The following is a 2,394-nucleotide window of genomic DNA, read 5'->3' as shown; positions in this document are numbered from 1 at the left end:
GAAAATTCTAAATCTGCAATGATTGGATGCATTGAGTTGTCTAAATATTATAAATTAGGAGCGTTAACTTAACTGTGTCTAATAATTGATTTTTCTAAGTTTTCGCAAGTAATTTTTTCAGAATTTGATATTAAAATTCGTAACCGATTGACAAATTCCAAAAGCTGATTTTTTTGCTTTCCTCATAAAAAAGTTTTATAGGTCCAAGAATAGTGGGCATCTCAATTCCCAAAGTAAAGCCGATAGATTGTCCTTTTGTAAAAGTATTCCAAAATTGATTCATAGAATTTATCTCTCCAAACCTGCCTATTCCAACCTTAGCAATCAAGTATAAAGCGTGGCGGGGATCACTCATTGTAAATTTTTTTAACAAAATTCTGATTTGTGAAGATATGTAAAAAAGATCTTCTCCAAACACATCTTCATAATGATAACCAAAAAACGTATTCGGAAGACGATGAGTGATAATTCGATTAAAGGGAACATCGCCGGTGGTTGTATTATTCAAATCAAGATTTATCCATTCTGAAAATGATACACCTTTGATGGGCGTAAAATAAATCCGATTGATAAATTTAAAATTCTGAAAATCAAATTTTGACCCAAAAACTTTATTAAAATTTTTATAAGAAAATTCCCGATTGATCCCTTTGCGAGGATAAGGGAAACGATCATAATCGTCAAAAACCAATTCTGCCCCGATTCCTACGGTTCGTTCCTGCCCTTTCAAGTTTGATTGTTTATAGTCAAAAATCAGGCTAAACAAACCGAATTTCTCTTTATCAAAAAAACCACTGTCTAAGATAAAATTCCACTCGCGATCTCCATCAATATCAATATCATCTTTAAAATATAGTTTGAAATGGCTATTGAAGTTTGTGTCCAAAATTCTGTCATCTCTAAAATCAATTCCGAATTTACGTTCATTCCCAAACCGGGCAAACGCTTTGATAGCATTTCCGGTTCCCAGAATATTCTCGTCACCTATGGAAACAAAAGCAGAAGTATTTTGCTCGGAATTATAATTCAATCCGGCTTCAATGATTCCATAAGCCTTTTCCTCAACAATATAGGTTAGTTCCACGTTCCCATCCCGATTGGTTTGCGTTTCATAACTCACACTTTCAAATAAATTTGTGGAATAAATGCCTTTCACTCCGCGTATGACTTTGTTTATATTAAATATTTCCCCGGAACAGGATGGAATTTCCGAAAAGATAAATCTCGGTTTTGTTATTTCGTTTCCGGAAATGCCAACGGATTGAATTAGTCCTTCGTTAATAAAAAATGAAATGCTATCGAAAGAATACTCGATGGAATCAATTTTAGTTAAAATGTAGCCGGATTTTTCGTAAGTGTTTCTGATATTTGCTGCTAAATTATTCACTTCATCAAGTGTGTGGATTTTTGAAATATTCTCAAATAAAATCGAATCGGGAAATATTGTGTTACCAAGTAAAATTATTTGCGAATGATCGTATTTAAACGGAATGGTTTTATCATTACTAACTTGTTCCGGAATAAAAAATAATTTATTCAATGCGGAACTATCTTTGAAAGTTGCACGTCTTCCCGCCATGATCAATTCATCTATTCTGGAAAAATCGTTATTGGGAATATTTTCAACTTCCGGTCGGATGATAATATCTGCATTACTCAATTCGGATTCTACTTTTGTAAACATCATTATATTAATGAGTTGATCAGCAATTGAAAGGACGGAATTCATGTCTTTTTTGGCGGTTAAAAAGTGGGAAGTGTTGGAAGCGATTATCAAATCCGCTCCCATATTTTTCATTGCATTAATCGGCAAATTATTTGAGATTCCACCGTCCACATATAAGGAAGAGTCCATTTCAACGGGTGGGAAAAGCAGGGGAACCGACAGGCTGGCTTGGATTACTTTTATCAGGTTTCCCTTCTCGAAAATTCTGTTTTCTCCATTTATAATATTTGTTGTTGAAATCAATAAGGGAGGATTCAGATCGAAAAAATTTCCTTCCGAGATGTAATTTGCTCGCGTGAAATACACTAATAATTTATTCAAAATATTTTGTGAATTTGCAATGGAACTCGGAATTTTCAAGCTCCAGTTAGTGAACCGGAAACGCATAAGGTTTGCTTCAATCTCTTGGCGAGTATAATAGTAATACTGCTGTCTTTCCTGCTTTTTTTCAAAAGCGGAATCCCAATTAAAATCTTTTATGATCCTCTCAATCTCATTCGGGGAATAACCGGCTGCATAGAACGCTGCCACTAATGCCCCAAAACTTGTTCCGCCAATATAATCAATTTTAATATTCAACTTTTCCAAAACTTGCAAAACGCCTATGTGAGCGATACCTCTCGCCCCACCTCCGCTCAAAACAAGCCCTACGGATTTTTTATGCTCAG

The 2,394-nt window shown here is 34.6% G+C and carries 1 protein-coding gene; it reads right to left on the bottom strand.

The window, feature by feature from the left end; all coding sequences use genetic code 11:
- Nucleotides 1-130: 130 nt before the first annotated feature.
- The coding region (locus tag U9P79_07965) for a patatin-like phospholipase family protein (protein ID MEA2104557.1) at nucleotides 131-2,394 on the bottom strand (2,264 nt) is incomplete at its 5' end.

This window comes from Candidatus Cloacimonadota bacterium, from assembly GCA_034661015.1.
Classification (GTDB): domain Bacteria; phylum Cloacimonadota; class Cloacimonadia; order JGIOTU-2; family JGIOTU-2; genus JAYEKN01.
The sequence above is the reverse complement of the archived record's forward strand: the minus strand, read 5'-3'. Positions and strand labels throughout refer to the sequence as shown.